This is a genomic window from Amycolatopsis silviterrae, from assembly GCF_042684085.1.
Lineage (GTDB): Bacteria > Actinomycetota > Actinomycetes > Mycobacteriales > Pseudonocardiaceae > Amycolatopsis > Amycolatopsis silviterrae.
On sequence record NZ_JBHUKS010000041.1, the window covers coordinates 37373 to 57835 of the forward strand.

Below are 20463 nucleotides of genomic sequence, written 5' to 3' on the forward strand. Positions count from 1 at the left end.
CGCGCGACCGGCTTGCCGAAGGGGAGGAGCGCGGTGCGCTGGAGTCGAGTCGTCCGGTCCGGGAGATGGGCCGCGGGGGTGTGCGCGGCACTCGTCGTGACCGCTTGCGGCGGGCAGGGGGCGGCACCGCCGCAAGTCCCCGCGGCGGTGCCGGGCCAAACGCCGTTGGCACAGGTGAAACCGCTTGCCGACCCCCGCGGCTACACCGGCCCGACCACCGCCGTCGTGGCACAGCCGGACATCCAGCCGGTGTCACCGAAACCGAAGCCCGCGCTTCCGGTGACAGTCACGGATTTCCAGGGAACGAAGGTGACGGTCTCCGACGCGAGCCGGATCCTGGCGTTCGACATGTCCGGAACGCTCGCCGCGACGGTGTTCGGCCTCGGGCTCGGCGACCGGGTGATCGGCCGGGACGTGTCCACCGGCTTCCCCGGTTCGGAAAAGCTCCCGGTGATCACCGCGAACGGCCACCAGCTCAACGGCGAAGCGATCATGGCGCTGAAACCGACCGTGGTGCTCACCGACACGTCGATCGGCCCGTGGAACGTGGTGCTGCAACTGCGCGACGCGCACGTGCCGGTCGTCGTGGTGGACTCGAAACGCTCGATGGACAACACCCGCGAGCTGGTCGGCAGCGTCGCCGCCGCGCTGGGCGTCCCCTCGGCGGGCAAAGAGCTGGCGGACCGCATCGACGGCCAGATCGCACAGAAGAAAGCCGAAATCGCGCACCTGGTCCCCGCGGATCCGGCGAAGCGGCCGCGCGTGGCGTTCCTCTACGTCCGCGGGCAGGCGGGCGTCTACTACATGTTTGGCAAGGGCAGCGGCGTCGAGTCGATTCTGTCCGCGCTCGGCGTCGTGGACGTGGCGGCCGAGGCGGGCATCGACGGCATGCGGCCGATCAACCCGGAGGCACTGAGCCGGGCGCGGCCGGATGTCGTGCTGATGATGACGAAGGGCCTGGAGTCGGTCGGCGGCGTCGACGGCGCGCTGACGATTCCCGGCGTCGCGCAGACCCCGGCCGCGAAGAAGCGCCGCTTCGTCGACATGAGCGACTACCAGATCCTCAGCTTCGGCCCGTTGACCGCGTCCGTGCTCGACGCGCTGGCCCGCGCGGTCTACGCGCCGGATTCGGTCAAGGCGGCGAAATGAGCGCGGTCCAGGAGAAACCCGTCGCGGTGCTGCCGGAGCCCCGGCGCCGGAGACGTCCGCTGCGGGTCACGGTGCTGTTCGCCGTGCTCGTCGCCGGATTGCTCGCGGTGGCACTGGTTTCGGCGGCGGCCGGGCAGTACGGGATCCCGGTTCCGGACGTGGTCGGCTCGATCCTGCACCGGATCGGGATCGGCTCCGCTCCGGCGGGGATGGACAGCTACGCCGAGGGCACGCTGTGGCAGGTCCGGTTCCCGCGGGTGGTGCTGTCGCTGATCGTCGGCGGTGTGCTGGGCGTGTGCGGCGCGCTGATGCAGGGCGTTTTCGGCAATCCGCTGGCCGAACCCGGGGTGGTGGGAGTGTCGTCCGGGGCCGCGGTCGGCGCCTGTCTGTCCATTGTGGGCGGTTGGACCTTCCTCGGCACGTTCACCACGCCCGCGCTCGCCTTCGCCACCGGACTGGCCACGGTGCTGACCGTGTACCTGCTCGCCCGGTCGAAGGGCCGGACCGAGGTCGTCACGCTGATCCTGACCGGAGTGGCGGTGAACGCCGTGGCTGGGGCGGCGATCGCGTTCCTGGTCTTCCTCGGCGACCAGAGCGCGCGCGAGCAGATTGTGTTCTGGCAGCTGGGTTCGATGGCGTCGAGCCGCTGGCCGTACGTGTACACGGTCGCGCCGCTGGCGGTGGCTAGCGTGCTCGTCGCGTTGGTGCTGGCGCGCAAGCTCGACCTGTTGTCGCTGGGGGACCGGCAGGCCCGGCACGTCGGCGTCAACGTCGAATCGCTGCGGCTGATCGCGGTTCTGGTGGTCGCGGTCGCGGTGTCCGCGGCGGTGTCGTATTCGGGGATCATCGGGTTCGTGGGGCTGGTCGTGCCGCACCTGATCCGGATGATCGCCGGTCCGGGACACCGGGTGCTGCTGCCCGCGAGCGCGCTCGGCGGCGCGGTGCTCCTGTCGCTGGCCGATCTGCTCGCCCGCACGCTGTTCCCGTTCGCCGACCTCCCGATCGGCATCCTCACCGCGCTGGTCGGCGGGCCGTTCTTCTTCGTTCTGCTGCTGCGCACCAGGAAAAGCTCCGGAGGATGGGCATGAGCACCGTCGTGCGCCTTCCTCTCGGCCGGCGCGGCCCGCGCGTCGAACCGCTGGCCGCGGTGCGGCAGGCTACCGTCCGGGCGGGCGGGCGCGCGCTGCTCGACGCGGTGGACCTGGAAGCGCGCGCCGGAGAAGTACTCGCGGTCGTCGGGCCGAACGGCGCGGGCAAGACCACGCTGCTGTCCGTGCTGGCCGGAGATCTCTCGCCGGACGCGGGCGCCGCGACGGTCGCCGGGCGGCCGGCGGACCAGTGGCGGACGGTCGAGCTGGCCCGTCGCCGGGCCGTGCTGCCGCAGCAGAATCCGCTCTCTTTCCCGTTCACCGTCGGGGAAGTGGTCGCGATGGGCCGGGCGCCCTGGCGGGGGACCGAGTCGCAGGACCGGGACGAGGAGATCGTCGCGGCGGTGCTCGCCGAAACCGATGTGGCCGAGCTCGCCGGCCGCCGGTATCCCACGCTGTCCGGCGGCGAGCAGGCCCGGGTGGCGCTCGCCAGAGTCCTCGCACAGGACACGGAACTGCTGCTGCTGGACGAGCCGACCGCTTCGCTGGACCTGCGCCATCAGGAGGACGTGCTCCGACTCGTCGGCGCGAGAGCGGCCAGCGGCGCCGGAGTGGTGCTCGTGCTGCACGACTTGACGCTCGCGGCGGCCTTCGCCGACCGGATCGCGGTGCTCGACGAGGGCAAGCTCGCCGCGGTCGGGCCGCCTGATCAGGTGTGCACGGCGGAACTGCTGAGCGAGGTGTACCGCTGCGCGGTCGAGATTGTCTCCCATCCCGGCAGCGGCAAACCGATCGTCCTGCCCCGACGCGACTGAAGGGAAAACTCCGATGAGCATCCGTCTCCGCGCGGCCGTCGCCGTGCTCGCCGCCGGCGCGGCGGCCGGTCTGGTTCCGGTCCCGGCCTCGGCGGCGGGCGCGAGCGTCCAGCTGTCGCCCGCCGCCGCCGATCCCGACTACGCGACCGTGCTCACCCTGCACGGCACCGGCTTCCAGTCGATTCCCAAGGGCCACGGCGGGATTTACGTCTTGTTCGGCACCGTGGCCGGCGACCGGTGGCGGCCGAGCCAGGGCGGGGCCACCGGGACGACCTACCGGTACGTCCAGGACAGCGAAACCAAGGACAACAACGGCTATCAGCGGTTCGTGGCCTTCCCCGGCGGCGACACCGCCTACGCGGCCAACGGCGGCACGATCGCGCCGGACGGGACCTGGTCGGCCAAGCTGGTCGTGCCGGGAGCACGGTTCCCGGCCGCCGACCGCATCGGCAAAGTGACCACAGTGGACTGTTTGACGGTGCAATGCGGGGTGATCACCGTCGGTGCGCACGGCGTGGTCAATCCGGAGAACGAGACGTTCACCCCGGTCAGGTTCGCCGTGCCCGGCGCGCGCAAACCCGCAGCACCGAAAACTGCCGCGCCGCCGCCTCCTGCTTCTTCGACACCGCCGCCGCCGTCGACCTCCGCGGCGAAACTCGCACCGGCAGTCACTGCGGCGACCCACGAGGCCCGCGCTGGCGACAAGGTACCGGTCACCGGCCGCGGATTCGCGCCGAATGAGCGGATCTCCGTGGTCCTGCACTCCGATCCGGTCTCTCTGCCGGATGCGAAAGCCGACGCGAACGGCGTATTCGCTTATGTCGCTTCGCTCCCGGACGGTCTTCCGCCGGGGGAGCACCGGATCGCGTTCACCGGAGCGACTTCGGCGACCGAGGTGTCGGCGCAGCTTTCCGTCGCCGCACCTCCGGTCGCGGCGGTGGCGCAGAACGCCGCACCAGCGGCGGAGCCGAGCGGCTGGCCGGTCTGGGCGACCGTCGTGTTCGCCGTCGCCGCGGTCCTGGTGCTGGCCGTGGCCGGATTTCTGCTGTGGCGGCGGGCGCGCTCCCGCGCTGCCGCGAACAGCTGACCGCATTCTCTTCACAGGAAAGGCAATCAGTTGATGAAGAAGAACAGACCCGGTGCGAGACGGTGGCTCCGCCGGACCCTGACGCTCACCGTGAGCGTGGCTCTGGTTCTGGCGACCGGCACTGTCGGAATCGCCGGTGCGGACGCCGGGCCCTCGGTGACCGTCACGCCGTCAACCGATTTGGCGCCCGACGGCAGCACGGAAATCACCATCAAGGGCACCGGTTTCCGCCCGGACGGCAACGGCGGCAACGGTTACGGCCTGCGCATCGGCCCGGCACTGTCCACCTTGAAGGACCCGGGCACGGCGAACGGTTACCAGCTCGCCCGGCTGGTCAAGAAGGGCGCCGTCGGCAACCAGGTCCCGCTCGGCGACGACGGGTCCTTTTCGTACAAAGCCAAAGTGAAAGCTGTCTACGACGGCAGCGACGGCCGCAAACACGACGCGGCTGCGGAGCCGTTCTCGGTCTACACCTTCGCTTGGCGCGGCGACGACACCTCTTTCGACACCGCGACGCCGATCCGGTTCCGCGGCACCGTCGACCCGCCGCCGCCCACCGGCGACGGAAAACCCGGTCTCTATTGGGGATTCAAGCTTTCCTGGCGCAACTACCTCAAGAACTTCGCCGGGACCACGACGCCGCAGGACGGCGCGATCATCGACCCGAGCGACAAGTTCTCCGATCCGAAGCCGTACGTGTGGCCGCTCGAAAGCGCCGATTACGACGCGTCGACGGGCACCGGAACGGTTCGTTACCGCGGCGCGGTGCACTTCGCGATGCCAGCGCATTTCATCTGGGACATCGGGCTCGCCGATCCGGTGGTCACCTTCACCGGATCGGGCAAGGCGACCCTCGGCATGACGGTGAACTACAAGTTCTACGGCACCCAGGACAAACCGGAGAAGGTACAGCCGCCGACGAAGGCGGTCGTCGCGAGCCTCGACGTCAGCGGACCCGCCGCGCAGACCGCGGACACGGCGGTCGCGAAAATCGTCAAGGCCACGCTCACCGACGCGGGAGCCGCTTCCTTCAACGGGTTCTACAACGCAGGTGCTGAACTGGATAACGGCGACATCGTTTTCCCCGGAAAGGCCGGTCCGGCAGCCCCGGCCATCACGGTGGCTCCGGCGTCGGTCGTGCAGGGCGGGTCCGTGCAGGTGACCGGCACTGATTTCACCGCGGGCGAAGACGTGGCCCTCAGCCTGCGCGGGCAACCGGCCGGCAGCGCGAAGGCGGATGCCTCCGGCGGCTTCACCGCCGCCGTGGCGGTGCCCGAGGAACTGGCTCCCGGCGAGTACTCGGTCGCCGCGGCCGGATCGGTGTCGAAAGCCTCGGCGACGGCGAACATCACGGTGGCCGCGCGGAACGTGCCGCCGCCCGCCGAGGGCTGCACGTTGACCCCGCAGAACGCGGCCAAGGGCGATCTGCTGTGGGGCTTCAAGAAGAGCTTCCGGGAATACGTCGGCACCAGCCTGACCGGTGGCCCGGCGAAGGGCAACAGCATCACCACCGGAGACGGTGCGGAGATCACCGGCACCGACCGGGCTGTCGCCAACGGCGTGCCGGACCCGGACGGAATCCCCACCGGCGCCTACCGGTTCCCGGCGAAGACCGTCCGCTACGCGTCACCGTCCGACTTTTCCGTGCAGTACCAAGGCAAAGTCACGTTCGCCTACCCGGCGCATTTCTTCACGATGATCCTCGCCAACCCGGCGGTCACCGTGTCCGGGGAGACCGGCGTGCTCAAGGCGGACGTCCGGCTCGTCGCGCAGCCCGGCGCGCCCGCCTCGTCGGTGGACCTGCCGCAGACGACGTTGGCGAACCTGACCCTGTCGGGCGCGCAGCGCCAGTCAGGGGAAGGAACCCTGCTCGTCAGCGGAATCGGCGCGAAGCTGGCCAGCTCGGACGCGTTCGCCGGGTTCTACCAGACCGGTGCCGAACTGGACCCGGCGGCGGTCGGCATCGCGGCTTCGTGCGCCGCTTCGCCCCATCTCGGCGGCGACGCTTCCGGCACGGGCGGCGCCGGCGGCGGTTCCGGCCAGGACCTGGTGCCGCCGCTGAAATTCCGCCCTGAAAGCGACACAGGAGCGCTGGCTTCCACCGGGGCGGACGCCTGGCCGCCGCTGTATCTGGGCTTGTCGCTGCTGCTCGGCGGTGCCGCGCTGGTGTTCGTCGCACAGACCCGGCGCAAAGCGAATACCTAAGCGCCAGCCCCGCGTTGAAAGCGCGTGAGGGCCACCCTGAGGGAATCAGATTCCCTCAGGGCGGCCCTCACGGACCTTGGGACGGGGGCGGTTAGTCGCGGGGAGCGATCAGCCGCTTTCCGGACCACAGCAGCACGGTGCTCAGGCCGTAGCTGGCGAGGTGCCCGAGGCTGATCCCGGCTCCCTGCAGCAGGTGCTTCGCCCGCCCCGGCGGCAAATGCGCGCCCGTGACCGCGCTCGCGACCGCGATCGGCAGGGCCGGTGCGACGAACGGCGCGGACCAGCGCGGATAGGCAGTGCGGCCGGTGGCCACCGCGGCGGCGGCGAGGGCGGACGCGGCCACCGTCGCGATTCCGAACGGCCAGTAGACGATGCCGATGGCACGGCCGAACGCGGCGGCCTGGTCCAGCATCCGCCGCTTGGCCGGTTCGCTCACCGGGGCCAGGTCCTCGGCCGCCTTGTACGCCTCGGCCCAATGGAAGAAGGTGCCGTGGATGAACGCCGGGGTCGTCCAGGCCGCGGCCAGCACCGCCGCCGGTGCGAAGGCGCGGGCGCGGCCGGCCGGTGCGAGACCTTGGTAGAGATGCCACGCGGCGGCGAGATACAGCGGCGAGCCGAACACGCCGCTGAGCGCGCCGGCGGTGAGCCGCGTCGTGGAGGCCGGCAGCATCGCGCCGACCTTGGTGTCCACCTCGGGTTCGGCGAGGATCGGATGCCGGTCGGGTTCGACTTTCGAGCCGAGCAAGAGCACGTCGCCGAGCGCGTACAGCGCGGATCCGGCGACGCCGGACAGTCCGGCCCAGCGGACGAGCCGGGTGTGCCGGGCCGCCCGTTTCCGGGGACGAAGGGATGCCATCGCGGCCTTCTTTCGGTTCAGGGGCGGGAAGTCAGCCCAGGGTGAAGAGATTGATCCGGTAGGCGTTCATCAGCGGCGGCACGAGCCGCGCGAGCAGCGGCAGGCCGTACCGGTAGCGCGCGGGCCAGGTGCGCGCCAGTTCCGGTTGCGGCGTCGCGAAAGTGCGGCTCTCCTCCAGCCGGAGGCCCCATTCCTCCAGCCGGCGCGGATCGTCGCATTCCCACCGCATCCGGGCGGTGAGCGTCTTGAAAACGGGGTTGCGGTCCTGGTTGCGCAGCATCGCGCGACCGCCGGTGTCGAAAGCGAATCCGCTGCCGGGGAACCGGTCGGCGAGCCGGCGGACCACCTCGCGCACCTGGTCCTCGGCGAGGTACAGCAGCACCGCCTCGCTCACGAAGAAGTGCGGGCCCGCTGTGTCGGCGACCTGGTCGAGCCACTCCGGGTCGAGCACCGAAGCGGAAATGGTCGTGACCCGGTCGGAGTCGGGGAAGAACTGCCGGCGCATCGCGACGGTGTCCGGCAGGTCGAGATCGAACCAGTGCATCCGGTCGGTGCCGAGCCGCTGCGCACGGGTGTTGAGGCCGGTGCCCAGTTCGACGACCGTCCCGGCCGGATGCGCGGACAGGAACCGCCGGACCCAGCCGTCGAAGATCGCGCTCCGCAGCACCGATCCGGACAGCGCGGGGCCCCGGAACTTCGCGAAGTCGTAGTCGATGCGCTCGACCAGTTCGGCCGCCTTCGCGTCGCCCAGCACCGGATGGCGCTTTTTCGCGTCCAAAGCACGTCCGTACAACGGAATCAGGAGAGTTTCCTGTACCTCGCCCAGTTCCACCGGTGGTCCCATTGCCGCCCCCTTGCTCCGCTAGTTAGGGCAACCTAACTTCTGCGGCGCGGCTGCGTCAACGGTCTTGACGCAAGGTTAGCCGACCCTTAGTTTTACCGGGTAACTAACCCCGGGGTCCGAGGAGAGCGAATGGCGGCATCGGCAGGCGGACGGCCCGCCCGGATCGCGGTGCCGGACATCCTGGCGGCGGGCCGCGAACTCGGGATGCGCCGGTTGAGCGTGAAGGCGGTCGCGGTGCGGCTGGGGGTCACCGCGACCGCGCTTTACCGGCACGTCGACGGCCGGTGGGGGCTGGAGCGGCTGGTCGGCGAGGACATCCTGGCGCAGCTGCGGCTGCCCGACGATCCGGCGCACGGCACGGAGGCGCACCTGGTGTCGTTCGCGATGCGGCTGCGCGAGTTCGTGCTCGACCATCCGGGCCTCGCCGGCTACCTGCAGGTGCTGTTCCCGCGAGGGGACGGCGGGCAGCGCCTGCTCGCTGCGGAGGTCGAGGCGCTGGGGCGGCGCGGTTACGCGGCGGACGCGGCGATCGTGCTCAGCAGTGCGGTCGCTTCGCTGACGATCGCGATGGCGGCCTCGGAGGAAAACAGCATCGCGGCCGAGACCGCGGACGGCGCCGGACTGGAGCGGGAACGCGCTGCGGTGTGGCAGCGGCTGTCGCGGGACGACCAGCTGGGTCCCGCGCACGCGATGCTGCCCCGGCCGTCGCGGCCGGAGTACGTGCGGCTGCTGCTCACCGCGTCGATCCGCGGTCTGGTGGCGGAGTGCCCGCCGGGGCGTCCGGTGGCGGAGATGGTGGCCGAACTGGCCGGGATCGGGGAGAACTGATGGCCAGAGGTTTCCAGGGCGCGGTGCTGCGCGGGTTCGGCGCGCGCGACCACGAGGCGACCGTGCTCGGCACCGAGGAACTCGCGCCGCATTTCGTGCGGATCCGGTTCTCCTCGCCGACGTTGTTCGAGGACGTGACCGCCGAGCCGACCGCGTGGCTGCGGTTCTGGTTCCCGGACCCCGGCGGCGGACCGGCCGAGCACCAGCGCGCCTACACGCTGTCCGAGGCGGATCCGGCGGCCGGGACCTTCGCGGTCGACGTGGTGCTGCACGAACCGGCCGGACCGGCCTCGCAGTGGGCGCGCCGGGCCCGGCCGGGCACGACGGTCCCGGTGGTGTCGCTCGGTTCGACGCGGTTCGAGGTGCCCGCGGACCGGCCCGCCGGATACCTGCTGCTCGGCGACGCCGCGTCGATCCCCGCGGTCAACAGCATTCTCGCGGTGCTCCCGGCTGATCTTCCGGTCGAGCTGTACCTCGAACAGCACACCGGCGACGACCTGCTGATCCCGCTGGGAGAGCACCCGATGCTGCGCGTGCACTGGGTCCCGCGCCGGGACGCCACGACGCTCGCCCACGCCGTCGAAGCACGCGACTGGTCGGACTGGCATGCCTGGCTAGCCACCGAATCGGGCACGCTGAAGCACGCGCGCACGAGGTTGCGGGAGGCGTTCGGGTTCCCGAAGGCGGAGGTGCACGGCCGGGCGTACTGGTACTACGGCCGCGCGATGGGAACGTTCCGGTCCGGAAAGGACGGAGATCAGCCGGAAACCGCGGCACCGCAAGCAGAACCAGCCTCCCGGGAGGACCAGAAACCGGAAAGTCCACAACGGACTCAGGTGCGCGGGCGATGGCAAGCGCAGGCGGCCGGGCGGCTGCTCGCCCCGCTGCGCCACACCCTGATCTTCGCCGGGATCGTGCAGGCTGTGGTCACGCTGCTGCGGCTCGCGCCGTTCGTGCTGCTGGCGGAGCTGGCGCGGCTGGTGCTCGCGCACGCCGCGCCGGAACGGCTGTGGACGGTCGGAATACTGGCGGTCGTCTTGCTGGCAGTCGGTGCGCTGCTGGAATCGGCGCTGATGGGCTGGCTGCACGCGGTCGACGCCCGGTTCGCGCGGGAACTGCGGCAGCGGCTGCTCGGCAAGCTCGCGCGGCTGCCGCTGGGCTGGTTCTCCGCGCGCGGTTCCGGGGCGGTCGGCAAACTGGTGCAGGGCGACACCCTAGCGCTGCACCAGCTGGTGACGCACGCGGTCCCGGACGCCGTGGCCGCGGTGGTCGCGCCGCTGGCTGTGCTCGGCTACCTGTTCTCGGTGGACTGGCGGCTCGCGCTGGTGCTGCTCGGCCCGATCCTCGTCTACGTCGTGACGACCGCGGTGATGCTGGTGCAGTCGGGCAGCAAGACCGGGCAGGCCCAGCGGTGGGCCGAACGGATGGCCGGGGAAGCGGCGGGCTATCTGGAGGGCCAGCCGGTGGTCCGGGTGTTCGGCGGGGCGGCGGCCTCGGCGTTCCGCCGCAGGCTGGACGAGTACGTGTCCTTCCTCGGTGCCTGGCAGCGCCCGTTCGTCGGCAAGAAGACACTGCTGGACTTCGCCACCCGGCCGGCCACTTTCCTGCTGCTGATCGCGGCGGTCGGCACCGCGCTGGTGCTGGGCGGCGCCGAGCCCGCGACGCTCGTGCCGTTCCTGTTGCTGGGCACCACGTTCGGCGCGCGGCTGCTGGGCATCGGCTATGGACTCTCCGGCATCCGAGACGGGGTGCTCGCCGCGCGCCGGATCCAGGTCGTGCTCGACGAACCGGAACTGGACGTGCGCGATCTGCCCGCGGTCGCCGGGTCCGCGCCGGGCACGGTGGAGCTGGACCACGTGGATTTCGGTTACCGCGCAGGGGTTCCGGTGCTGCGAGACGTGTGCCTGCGCCTCGCTCCCGGCACGGTGACCGCACTGGTCGGCCCGTCCGGCTCGGGCAAGTCGACCCTTGCCGCGCTCGTCGCGCGGTTTCACGACGTGACGGCGGGCGCGATTCGGGTCGACGGCCGCGACCTGCGAAGCCTGTCCTCGGACGAGCTGTACCGCCGGATCGGCTTCGTGCTGCAGGAAACGCAGCTCGTGCACGCGTCGGTCCGCGACAACATCGCACTCGCGGCACCGGAGGCGACCGAGGAACAGATCGAGGCGGCGGCCCGGGCCGCGCAGATCCACGACCGGATCACCCGGCTGCCAGCGGGGTACCGCACCGTGCTCGGCGCCGGGGCACAGCTGTCCGGCGGCGAATGCCAGCGGCTCACGATCGCTCGCGCGCTGCTGGCCGATCCGCCGGTCCTGGTGCTGGACGAAGCGACCGCGTTCGCCGACCCGGAGTCGGAGTATCTCGTCCAGCAGGCACTCGACCGGCTCACCGCGGGCCGGACCGTGCTGGTCATCGCGCACCGGCTGCACACTGTCTCGGGAGCCGACCGCATCGTGGTGCTCGACGACGGCCGGATCGCGGAGACCGGGACGCATGAGGAGCTTTTGGCCGCGGAAGGCCGTTACGCGCAGCTGTGGCGGGCGGCCGGTACCCCGGTGACGACGGCTACGGAGGAAGCCCGGTGATCCGTACTCTGCTGGACCTGATCCCTGCCGGATCCCGTCCCCGTCTGCGCCGGTACGCCGCGCTGACGATCGGGTCAGTCCTGCTGCGCGCCGCCGGTTCCGTGCTCCTCGTCCCGTTGGTCGCCGCTCTGTTCGGGCCCGAACCCGCGGCCGCGGCACCGTGGCTGGCCGCCCTCACCGCCGTCACCGCGGCCGGATGGGTGCTCGACGCGGTGGTCCACCGGCTGGGTTTCGAACTCGGTTTCGCCGTGCTGGACGACGCCCAGCATCAGGTCGCCGACCATCTCGCCAGGGTGCGGATGTCCTGGTTCGGTCCGGACACCACCGCGACCGCGCGGCAGGCGATCGCCGCCACCGGGCCGGATCTGGTCGGGCTGATCGGATATCTGGTGACGCCGCTGGCCGGTGCGGTCTTGTTGCCGATCGCGCTCGGGCTCGCTCTGCTGCCGATCGCCTGGCCGCTCGGCGCGGCCGCGCTGGCGGGCGTTCCGATGCTGCTCGGGGCCTGGTGGGCGAGCGGCCGCGTCGCGCGCCGAGCCGACCGTGCCGCCGAGGAGGCCAACACCGCTTTCGCCGAGCGCATCGTCGAGTTCGCGCGCACCCAGCAGGCGTTGCGGGCCGCCCGTCGCGCGGAGCCCGCGCGCAGTCACGCCGGCGCCGCGCTCGCCGCGCAGCACAGCGCGACGCTCCGGGTGCTGCGCATGCAGATCCCCGGGCAGATCTTGTTCAGCGTGGCTACGCAATGCGCGCTGATCCTGCTCGCCGGGGTGACCGTGCTGCTCGCCGTCCGCGGAGGCCTGAGCGCGCCCGAGACGATCGCGCTCATCGTCGTCATCGCGCGCTACCTGGAACCGTTCGCCGCGCTCGCCGATCTCGCTCCCGGTCTGGAAAACGCCGCGCTGGCCCTCGGCCGGATCACGACCGTGCTCACCGCGCCGTCCGCCCGGTCCGGTACGGCACCGAAGCCACCGGAAACGCCCGGCGGGGCCCGGGTCCGGCTGGCGTCGGTCAGCTTCCGCTACTCGCCGGACGCCGAAACCGTGCTCGACCGTTTCGACCTCTCCCTCGAACCAGGGACGACCACCGCGATCGTCGGACCGTCCGGTTCGGGCAAGAGCACCGTGCTCGCGCTGCTCGCCGGGTTGCGGGAGCCTGCTGAGGGACAGGTGCTGGTCGACGGCGCCGATGTCGCCGCGTTGTCCGACGAGGACCGCCGCGCGCTGGTCAGTTTCGTGTTCCAGCAGCCTTATCTGTTCGAGGGCACCGTGCGGGAGAACATCCTGGCCGGTGACCCCGCCGCGGACGAGAGCCGGATCGCCGAAGCGGTCGTGCTGTCCCGGGTGGACGAGGTGCTGGCTCGTCTGCCCGACGGCGACCGCACGTCGGTCGGCGAAGCCGGCGCCGCGCTGTCCGGCGGAGAGCGGCAACGAGTCTCGATCGCCCGTGCTCTGCTCAAACCGGCACCGCTGCTGCTGGTGGACGAAGCGACCAGCGCGCTCGACACGGAGAACGAAGCCGCGGTCGTCCGCGCGCTGAGCACTGACCCGGTTCCGCGGACGCGAGTTCTTGTCACGCACCGAGTCGCGGCTATGCGGTACGCGGATCGTGTGGTGTTCCTTGAGGACGGACGCGTCGTCGAGGACGGCACAGTCGACGAACTGCTGGCCAGGCAGGGAAGATTCGCGGAGTTCTGGCAGCAGCAGCTCGCTCGCGCGCACTGGCGCATCGCCGCCGCGCCTTCCTCGCCGCCGAACTAGCCGGCCCGCCTCCCCGGCTGCGCTGCCCGGCTCCCGCCGGAATCCGCATTCGGATTCGAGGGAGCGGCCGAACGGCTCGTGTCTCCGGGATCGTGCTGTTCGGCCACGAGGCCGACCGCACTGGCACGGGCGTTGCCGTGCCAGTGCGGCCGTCCTCGGGCAGCGGTTGCGGGCCGGGCGCGGCCGGTGGGGACGCGGCGGGGTTCGGCGGCGAGTGTCGAAGGCTGCGAGACATCGACTCGGGAGCTATCGGACATTTCCCTGCTGGGCAAGCGAATCCGTGGATTTCGGCCGGGGCCGCGACCTGATCAGGATCACGTTAGGCAAGCCTTGCCTATGGTCGGTTCCTCTGCAATGGTCTGGCCGATGACGGCAGTGCGAGCGGAAGCGATGGAGCGGACAGTGCGGCACCGCCGTGCACTGCGGACCGGCGGGCTGCTGCTCGGAGTCGCGGCGCTGGCGGCAATGGCCTTGCTCAGCCTCGCGGTGGGGGCGAAACCGATCGGGCTCGGCACCGTATTCGACGCGCTGGCGCACCACGGCGGAAGTGCCGACGACGTGGTCGTGCGCAGCCTGCGACTGCCGCGCACGCTGCTCGGTGTCTGCGTCGGCGCGGCGCTCGGACTGGCCGGGGTCCTGATGCAGGGGCTGACGCGCAATCCGCTGGCGGATCCGGGCCTGCTCGGGATCAACTCCGGAGCCGCGGCGGCGATCGTGGCCGGCATCGGCTTTTTCGGCCTCGGTTCCCCCGGCCAGTACGTGTGGTGCGGCCTGGCAGGCGCGGCGGTCGCCTCGGTGGTGGTCTACCTGATCGGCTCGGGCGGGCGCGGGGGAGCGACGCCGGTGCGGCTGGTGCTGGCGGGCACCGCGGTCGCGGCGGCGCTGACGGCGTTCGTGCAGACGATGCTGCTGCTGTCCCCGCAGGTCTTCGACCAGTACCGGTTCTGGCAGCTGGGGTCGTTGGCCGGCCGTGATCTCGGGGTGCTCGCCCGGCTGCTGCCGTTCCTGGCCGCCGGTGCGGTGCTGGCGCTCGCGCTGGCCCGGTCGCTCAACGCGATCGTCCTCGGCGACGACGCCGGCCGGGCGCTGGGCGTGCACCTCGGCCGCACCCGTGTCCTCGGCGCGCTGGCGATCACCCTGCTGTGCGGGGCCGCGACGGCCGCCGCCGGGCCGCTCGTCTTCATCGGGCTGGCGATGCCCTGCATCGCGCGGGCGCTGGTCGGCCCGGACCACCGGTGGCTGTTGCCGTATTCGGCGGTGCTGTCCCCGGTGCTGCTGCTGGCCGCGGACGTGCTCGGCCGTGTCGTCGCGCCGCCCGGCGAACTGCAGGTCGGATTGGTCGTGGCGTTCCTCGGCGCGCCGGTGTTCATCGGGCTGGTGCTGCGGAAGAGGGCGGCGGCGTGACCGGGCTGGCGGCGCTGCGGCTCGGCGGGGACCGGATTTCCGTGCGGGTGCGACGGCGGGCGTGCGTGGTGGCCGGGGTGCTGGCGGTCGCGCTGGCGGTTGCGGCCCTCGGTTCGCTCGCGCTCACCGGGGAGCTGGGCCCGGCCGACGTGCTGCGGACGCTGGCCGGGCACGGCGACCGCTCGGACGAGTTCCTGCTATACCGGCTCGCGGTGCCCCGGCTGCTGTGCGCGGTGCTGGTCGGCGTGGCCCTCGGCGCGAGCGGCGCGGCGTTCCAGAACCTGACGCGCAACCCGCTGGGCAGTCCGGACCTGATCGGGTTCACCAGCGGCTCGGCGGCGGGCGCGGTGTTCGTGCTGACTGTGCTGGGCGGCGGGATGGCCGCGATCGCGGGCGGGGCGCTGGCCGGAGGGCTGGCGACCGGCGCGGTGGTGTACGGCCTCACCGTGCGCCGCCAGGCGCGCGGGTACCAGCTCGTGCTGGTCGGCATCGCGGTCAACGCCATGCTTCAGGTGCTCACGCATTTCATGCTGACCAGGGCGAACCTGGAATCCGCGATGGCCGCCCAGGTCTGGCTGACCGGCAGTCTCAACGGCCGCGGCTGGGAGCACGTATGGCCGGCACTGGCCGCGGTCGCGGTGCTGCTGCCGCTGCTGGCCGGGTTCGGCCGCCAGCTCGCGGTGCTGGAGCTGGGCGACGATGCCGCGACGGCGCTCGGCGTCCGCCCGGTGACGGCCCGGCTGGGCGCGCTGGCGGTCGGCGTCGCGCTGGCGGCCGCGGCGACCGCGACCGCCGGGCCGATCTCGTTCGTCGCGCTCGCGGCTCCGCAGCTGGCCCGGAGGCTGACCCGCGAGCCCGGCGTCGGCACCGGAACCGCGGCGCTGACCGGAGCGCTGATCCTGGTGGCCGGCGACGCGCTGGCGCGGCAGGCGTTCCCGGCCGAGCTGCCGACCGGCGTGGCGACCGCAGCGGTCGGCGGGGTCTATCTCGGCTGGCTGCTCAGCCGACGATGGAGAACGGGGAAGTGGTGAACGAACCTCGGGAGCTGATCCGCCGCGCGATCCGCGGCCAGGCCCGGCAGCTGGCACCCGCAGCGATGCTGGCCGCGGTGCACCAGCGGTGCGAGGCGGCCGTCCCTCTGATGATCGGGCTGATCGTGGACCACGCGATCGCGCCCGGCAGCGGGTCCGGTCTGCTGTGGACACTCGTGCTGTTCGCCGTGCTGACCGCGTCCATGCGGCTGGGCGGAAGGCTGGCCAGGCACGCCACCCAGGGCGCGGGGCACGAGCTGCGGATACGGCTGACCCGCCGGGTTCTCGACACCCGCGGCTTCGACCGGGCCGGGACGCGCAGCGGGGGTGCTGCTGTCCACGGCGACCTCGGACGCCGGACGGGTCGGCATGGTGAACGCGGCCGTGTGGACGTCCGCCAGCGCGCTCGTGGTGACCGCGGTGATCCTGCTGCGCGCCTCGGTCCTGCTGGGGCTGGTCGTGCTGCTCGGCCTGATCCCGGTAGTGCTGCACGAACGAGCCTCGAAGAGAAAGAGCGAACCGTAAAACTGAACAAGACGATTCCGTTCGCGCTGGCGTGCGCGCTGACCGTGGCGCTTTCGGCGTGCACCAACAATTCCGCGGACACAGCGCAGCCCGCGTCGGCCGGATTCCCGGTGAGGGTGCCGGGCAAGTTCGGCGCCGCGCAGGTGCCGTCCGCGCCGAAGCGGGTCGTGGCGATGGACTGGACGTCGGCGGACATCGCGCTGTCGCTCGGCGTCGCCCCGGTCGGCATGGCGAAGGTGGCCACCGCGGACGGCGGGATCGAACCGTGGACGAAGCCGCTGCTCGGCGCGAACTCCCCGAAGCTGTTTTCCGTCGACAGCGGGGACCCGATCGACCAGGTGGCGGCGCTCAAACCGGACCTGATCCTGGCGACGAAGGACTACAACCTCGGCGAGAGCTACCAGCAGCTGTCGCAGATCGCCCCGGTCGTCACCTACGCCAAGGCGCCCAACAGCGATTCCTGGCAGGAGGCGACGCGCGGCATCGCCAAGGCGCTGGGCAGGAGCGCCCAGGCGGACCAGGAGATCGCGAAGACGACCGCCGACATCGCCGCTGCGAAAAAGGCCCACCCCGAATTGTCCCGGAAGACGTACAACTTCCTGGTCACCCCGCAGGCGGGCGGGGTGCACGCGGTGAACTCCACCGCGGACGTCTCGGCGCAGTTCCTCGACCAGCTCGGCCTCTCGCTGAGCCCGGCGGTGCGCTCGATGCCGGACTCCTCGATTCCCGGCCGCACGATGGTCAGCTGGGAGAACGTGTCGAAGCTCGACGCGAACCTGCTGCTGGCCACCGGCTCGCCGGGTTCGCTGAAGCTCGCGCAGGCGACGCCGGGCTTCACCGACCTGTCCGCGGTGAAGCGGGGAGCGTATCTGCCGCTGCAGCCGGCGCTGGCCCAGGCGATCGCATTTCCTTCGTCGGTGAGCCTGGAATGGGCGCTGGGCCAGCTGACCCCGAAGCTTTCCGACGCGAGCCGGAAATAGGACCAGGGGAGCACCGGATGAATCGCATCGCCGCACCGAACCGGATCGGCTCCGCCGCCGGTCCGCACGCCGGGGAGGCGGCCGCGTGAACCGCGCCGACCAGCGCCGCCGCCACCGCGAGCGCATCGCCGAGGTCCGTTCGGGGACCGCGCCGCGCCCGATCCGGACCCGGGAGGCCGAGGTGCTGCGCACCGGACCGATCGGGTCCGGCCTGCTGCCCGGCACCCTGGGCGGCCCGGGGATGGCGGGCTTCGAATCGCACGCGCCGGACGAGCACGTGAAGCTCCTCTTCCCGGAGGCGGGCAAGCAACCGCGGCTGCCGGTGCCCGACAGCGACCTGCTGCGCTGGCCTCAGCCGCTGACGATGTCGCTCGAGTACGCCGTCCGCCGGTACGACTCCGAGGCGGGAGAACTAGACCTGGACATCACTGTGCACGACTGCGGCTCCGCAACCGCTGTTGCGACTCGGCGTCAGTCAGGAGCATGAATGCCGTTGGTGCGTCGCGGGAGAAGATCGGCTGCCATCTGATGCACCTGCTGGTCCATTTTTCGCCGACGAGTGCGCGAAAACGGCGGCGGGTTGTGATGCGTAGGCGCTGATTGTCCTGCTCGGCGACTCTGCGGTCGGGGCGACCGGGTTCACCCATTCGGCCGGGTTAGTCGGTTGTCGCGCGGATTCGACGCAGAAAAGCAGAGAATGGCTGATGGAGTGCGCGCTTGACGCGGTTCAGAGCCGCCCGCGCAGTTCTGGCGGCAGAATGGTCGACATATCCACCGCTGCGTTCTTGAGCGCGGCGGTGGTGAGGCCGAGAGCGGTGCTGAGGTCCGTCCCGGTCAGATCAGTTTCGGTGAGGTCTGCTCCGGTCAGGTCGGTACGGTCCAGGGTTGCTCCGCGCAGGCGGGCACGGCTGAGGTTGGCATTGCGGAAGTCGGCTCGGGAGAGGTCGGCTCCACGCAGGTCTGCTTCTCCGGCGAAGGACGCGCCGGTGGCGATCGCGTCGGCGAGGCGTGCGTTCGGCAGTTTGGCCCCGTCCAGCACGGCGTTCTCCAGCTTCGCCGAGTTGAGCACTGCGTCGCGCAGATCGACGAGAGCGAGCGTCGCGCCGGTGAGGTCCGCGCTGGTTAGTTTCGCACGCCACAAGACTGTGCCCTCGTCCCAAATGGCCTCCCGGAGGTTCGCGCCGGTCAGGTCGGCGCCGGCCAGCTTCACGCCGGCGAGGTCCAGCGGGTCTTTCTGCCCGTTGTCCGGGCGTTCGCGGAGAGCGTCGACGGCGGCGACGATGTCCGCGTCGGGGCGGGTGCCTTCGGTGGTCCCGGTCGCGCGTTGGCGAAGGAGATCGCAGATTGAGCGGATAACGCTCGGGCGGTCTCGCTCGAAGTCGGTCATCAGCCTGGCGAGCGTGCGCACGGCGTTGGCGCGGACGGCCGGGTCGTCCGAGCCCAGCCTGCTCCATGCGGAGTCGAACTGGCTGACGACGTGCTTGTCTTCGTCCAGGCGCTGCTTTTGCCGGTCGAGCGAGTAGCGCAGGAAAGCCAGCCCGGCCGTGGCGATGCCCGCGCCCACGTTCAGCCCGGTGAGGAGCGAAGACCGGGCGTTGTTGACCGCGGTCAGCCACTCGGCGCTCGACATGTCCGGCCGTTGCGGACCGACGGCTTGTTCGGCAAGGGGAACTGCGAAGAGCCATTCCACCGGTCCTTGCCCGGTCGCGGTGAGGAGTTCGAAGCGCCGCTCGGCACGGGTCAGCAACTCGATCCAGCTTCTGCCTGCCGCCTCGGCGGCGCGGCCGGACTCGCAGGTGTCCAGGAGCAGGATGAGCCCGTCGACTCCCGGGTGCTTGCGCAGAAGCTCCTTGATCCGCTGGCCGAGGAGAAAAGCAGTGCGCGAGTCCGGCTCCTCCGGCGAGTCCGCGGCGAGCGGGTAGTAGTCGCCGCCGCTGGTCACGCCGTGGCCGGTGAAGGCCAGCACCAACGTCGCCTCGTGCGCGGACGCGGCGGCGAAGGCGTCGTTGACCGCCTGGTCCAGTTCGTCGGCGGTCGGATCGAGCACGAGAGAGCCTGCAGGCGCGGGAGTGCACTGGCCCGGTTCCGGATGCAGCAGCTGGTCATGCAGGTCGCGGGCGGCGTCCGGAAGGAACGACAACGCGGGGCGGGCACCCCAGTTGGAGCCGATCACCAGCAGCAGTCTTCCCGGCATGATCTCTACCTTGCTCAGCTCGCCGTGCTTGGGCAAGCTTGACGCGCACGGTGCGTGGTTGCTCACGTGCCATCGGTCGACGAAGGGGAGACGGTGGCCGAGATCGTTCTGGTGCACGGCATCGGGCAGCAGCAGAAATCGGCGGACACCTTGGAGGCCGAATACCTGCCCAACCTGTCCGGCGGTATCCGCATCGCGGGTCGCCCGGACTTTGCTGACCTTGTCTGGCGCGACGTTCGGCCCGGCCGCGTTGAGACACGGGTCGCGTTCTACGGCGACCTCTTCCTCGCCGCTGACCGGCAAGGAGAGAACGACGAACTCCCTCCGGAGGTCGCCGACCTCGCCGCGGCGCTCGCCATCGAATGGGCAGAGGAAGTCGCCGAGCGCGGCAGCCGGGACGCGGACCGGATACGGGTGCGGCACGCGTTGGACGCGGCGCGCGGCGACCTCGTCGACGCGCAAGGTCTGGGTGCCGGACTGCGACCCGTCCTTAACGCGCTCAGCCGCATCCGGCCGATGGCCGCGCTGGGGGAAGCTGTCGCGGGAAAGCTCCTGCGCACCGCGATCATCCAGGTCAGCCGCTATCTCACTGACGACGACCTTCGGGCCCAGGTTCAGGCACGCGTCGCCGCGCTGATCGGACCGGACACCAAAGTCTTGATAGGGCACTCGCTCGGGTCGGTCGTCGCGTTCGAGGCCGCGCATCGCCTCGGCCGCCCGTTGCCCTTGCTGGTCACGCTCGGATCGCCGCTCGGACTGCGCAATATCGTCTACGAACGCGTCCGTCCGCAACCGCCGGTCGTGCCGCCGCTCGTACGGCGCTGGGTCAACGTTGCCGACCGCGATGACCTCGTAGCGGCTGACCTCGACCTTCAGCGGCGATTCCCCGGTGTCGACGGGGTCCTCGAAACCACCTACACCGTCGACAACGGTGCCCACCCCCACAACGCCAGCTTCTACCTCGCCAAACGCGAGGTCGGCGGCCCGGTCGCCCAAGCGCTGAGCGTGCCCGCGGACCTCGGTGCCAGCCGTTAGACGCGGCTGCGCCGGTGATGTCTCCCGGCCACACCAGTTTGCGGAGAGTGACGGCTGGTGCACCGGCTCGGTAAGGTGGT

General features: G+C 71.3%; 16 protein-coding genes. 13 read left to right on the forward strand and 3 right to left on the reverse strand.

The features are described from left to right. The first annotated feature begins 33 nt into the window (after nt 1-33). The 5 genes from ACFSVL_RS45620 (at nt 34) to ACFSVL_RS45640 (ending at nt 6344) form a co-directional block, all read left to right on the forward strand. A complete protein-coding gene (locus ACFSVL_RS45620; RefSeq protein ID WP_378314266.1) occupies nt 34-1149 on the forward strand; it encodes a heme/hemin ABC transporter substrate-binding protein in 1116 nt (371 codons plus the stop codon). Further along, a complete protein-coding gene (locus ACFSVL_RS45625; protein WP_378314268.1) occupies nt 1146-2237 on the forward strand; it encodes a FecCD family ABC transporter permease in 1092 nt (363 codons plus the stop codon). Before ACFSVL_RS45620 ends, ACFSVL_RS45625 begins: the two co-directional genes overlap by 4 nt. Beyond that, nucleotides 2234-3052, forward strand: a complete 819-nt coding sequence (locus tag ACFSVL_RS45630; RefSeq protein ID WP_378314270.1) for a heme ABC transporter ATP-binding protein — start codon at nt 2234-2236, stop codon at nt 3050-3052. The genes ACFSVL_RS45625 and ACFSVL_RS45630 overlap by 4 nt, the downstream gene beginning before the upstream one ends. Nucleotides 3053-3065: 13 nt before the next feature. Further along, a complete protein-coding gene (locus ACFSVL_RS45635; RefSeq protein ID WP_378314272.1) occupies nt 3066-4139 on the forward strand; it encodes a hypothetical protein in 1074 nt (357 codons plus the stop codon). 96 nt (nt 4140-4235) lie between these two features. Beyond that, nucleotides 4236-6344, forward strand: coding sequence for an HtaA domain-containing protein (locus tag ACFSVL_RS45640; RefSeq protein WP_378314274.1), 2109 nt, complete (start codon nt 4236-4238; stop codon nt 6342-6344). A gap of 91 nt (nt 6345-6435) precedes the next feature. Here the strand turns inward: ACFSVL_RS45640 and ACFSVL_RS45645 are convergent, their stop codons facing one another. Beyond that, nucleotides 6436-7200 carry a DUF6796 family protein gene (locus tag ACFSVL_RS45645; RefSeq protein WP_378314275.1) on the reverse strand — a complete coding sequence of 255 codons (765 nt, stop codon included), beginning with the start codon at nt 7198-7200 and terminating at the stop codon, nt 6436-6438. A gap of 31 nt (nt 7201-7231) precedes the next feature. Beyond that, nucleotides 7232-8044 carry a class I SAM-dependent methyltransferase gene (locus tag ACFSVL_RS45650; protein ID WP_378314277.1) on the reverse strand — a complete coding sequence of 271 codons (813 nt, stop codon included), beginning with the start codon at nt 8042-8044 and terminating at the stop codon, nt 7232-7234. A gap of 129 nt (nt 8045-8173) precedes the next feature. Between ACFSVL_RS45650 and ACFSVL_RS45655 the strand changes: the two genes are divergently transcribed. The 7 genes from ACFSVL_RS45655 (at nt 8174) to ACFSVL_RS45685 (ending at nt 17641) form a co-directional block, all read left to right on the forward strand. Next, nucleotides 8174-8872, forward strand: coding sequence for a TetR/AcrR family transcriptional regulator (locus ACFSVL_RS45655; protein ID WP_378314278.1), 699 nt, complete (start codon nt 8174-8176; stop codon nt 8870-8872). Next, complete coding sequence (locus ACFSVL_RS45660; RefSeq protein ID WP_378314280.1) at nt 8872-11457, forward strand: ABC transporter ATP-binding protein/permease; 2586 nt, start codon at nt 8872-8874, stop codon at nt 11455-11457. The genes ACFSVL_RS45655 and ACFSVL_RS45660 overlap by 1 nt, the downstream gene beginning before the upstream one ends. Beyond that, nucleotides 11454-13214, forward strand: a complete 1761-nt coding sequence (locus ACFSVL_RS45665; protein ID WP_378314282.1) for an ABC transporter ATP-binding protein — start codon at nt 11454-11456, stop codon at nt 13212-13214. Before ACFSVL_RS45660 ends, ACFSVL_RS45665 begins: the two co-directional genes overlap by 4 nt. 366 nt (nt 13215-13580) lie before the next feature. Continuing rightward, nucleotides 13581-14618, forward strand: coding sequence for a FecCD family ABC transporter permease (locus ACFSVL_RS45670; RefSeq protein WP_378314284.1), 1038 nt, complete (start codon nt 13581-13583; stop codon nt 14616-14618). Further along, nucleotides 14615-15649, forward strand: coding sequence for a FecCD family ABC transporter permease (locus tag ACFSVL_RS45675; protein ID WP_378314286.1), 1035 nt, complete (start codon nt 14615-14617; stop codon nt 15647-15649). Before ACFSVL_RS45670 ends, ACFSVL_RS45675 begins: the two co-directional genes overlap by 4 nt. Continuing rightward, complete coding sequence (locus ACFSVL_RS45680) at nt 15643-17154, forward strand: iron-siderophore ABC transporter substrate-binding protein (RefSeq protein ID WP_378314288.1); 1512 nt, start codon at nt 15643-15645, stop codon at nt 17152-17154. Before ACFSVL_RS45675 ends, ACFSVL_RS45680 begins: the two co-directional genes overlap by 7 nt. Before the next feature lie 85 nt (nt 17155-17239). After that, nucleotides 17240-17641, forward strand: coding sequence for a siderophore-interacting protein (locus ACFSVL_RS45685; protein ID WP_378314290.1), 402 nt, complete (start codon nt 17240-17242; stop codon nt 17639-17641). Between the two features lie 240 nt (nt 17642-17881). Here ACFSVL_RS45685 and ACFSVL_RS45690 read toward each other — a convergent pair whose 3' ends face one another. Beyond that, entirely contained in the window at nt 17882-19348 is a 1467-nt protein-coding gene (locus ACFSVL_RS45690; RefSeq protein WP_378314292.1) for a pentapeptide repeat-containing protein, read from the reverse strand. Nucleotides 19349-19441: 93 nt separating this feature from the next. Here ACFSVL_RS45690 and ACFSVL_RS45695 point away from each other — a divergent pair, with 93 nt between their 5' ends. Next, nucleotides 19442-20383, forward strand: a complete 942-nt coding sequence (locus ACFSVL_RS45695) for a hypothetical protein (RefSeq protein WP_378314294.1) — start codon at nt 19442-19444, stop codon at nt 20381-20383. Nucleotides 20384-20463: the final 80 nt, after the last annotated feature.

Excerpts from the sequence above, each read along its gene's own strand:
- ACFSVL_RS45625 (WP_378314268.1), top strand. The coding sequence starts at position 1,146 with ATGAGCGCGGTCCAGGAGAAACCCGTCGCGGTGCTGCCGGAGCCCCGG.
- ACFSVL_RS45630 (WP_378314270.1), top strand. The coding sequence starts at position 2,234 with ATGAGCACCGTCGTGCGCCTTCCTCTCGGCCGGCGCGGCCCGCGCGTC.
- ACFSVL_RS45635 (WP_378314272.1), top strand. The coding sequence starts at position 3,066 with ATGAGCATCCGTCTCCGCGCGGCCGTCGCCGTGCTCGCCGCCGGCGCG.
- ACFSVL_RS45645 (WP_378314275.1), bottom strand. The coding sequence starts at position 7,200 with ATGGCATCCCTTCGTCCCCGGAAACGGGCGGCCCGGCACACCCGGCTC.
- ACFSVL_RS45650 (WP_378314277.1), bottom strand. The coding sequence starts at position 8,044 with ATGGGACCACCGGTGGAACTGGGCGAGGTACAGGAAACTCTCCTGATT.
- ACFSVL_RS45655 (WP_378314278.1), top strand. The coding sequence starts at position 8,174 with ATGGCGGCATCGGCAGGCGGACGGCCCGCCCGGATCGCGGTGCCGGAC.
- ACFSVL_RS45660 (WP_378314280.1), top strand. The coding sequence starts at position 8,872 with ATGGCCAGAGGTTTCCAGGGCGCGGTGCTGCGCGGGTTCGGCGCGCGC.
- ACFSVL_RS45670 (WP_378314284.1), top strand. The coding sequence starts at position 13,581 with ATGACGGCAGTGCGAGCGGAAGCGATGGAGCGGACAGTGCGGCACCGC.
- ACFSVL_RS45690 (WP_378314292.1), bottom strand. The coding sequence starts at position 19,348 with ATGCCGGGAAGACTGCTGCTGGTGATCGGCTCCAACTGGGGTGCCCGC.